Origin of the sequence: Neisseria sp. HMSC074B07 (genome assembly GCF_001810355.1) — a bacterium.
GTDB lineage: Bacteria > Pseudomonadota > Gammaproteobacteria > Burkholderiales > Neisseriaceae > Neisseria.
Genome location: NZ_KV800888.1, coordinates 1 through 224 on the forward strand (window position 1 = coordinate 1; position 224 = coordinate 224).

1 protein-coding gene is annotated in these 224 nt (G+C 42.0%); it reads left to right on the forward strand.

The window, feature by feature from the left end:
• A partial coding sequence (locus tag HMPREF2726_RS01175) for a hypothetical protein (RefSeq protein ID WP_148132447.1) occupies positions 1-224 on the forward strand: 224 nt, incomplete at both ends.

A 224-nucleotide genomic window follows, 5' to 3' on the forward strand; every position in this document is an offset into this window, starting at 1 on the left:
AAAGCAGCAATTGACAAAAAAGCCGATAAAGCCGACTTCGAAGAATTGGCAAAATACACTGCCGATATGGGCAAAAAAGTTAACGATATCGGTGATACGGTAACTGAATTGGGTGATTCCACCAAGGAGGCAATCGCTGCTGTTGAACAAGACATCGTTACTTTGAAAAAAGTAGGCTTAAATGCAGCCGATGCTTTAGAAGCTAACCGTCAAGACATTGATGC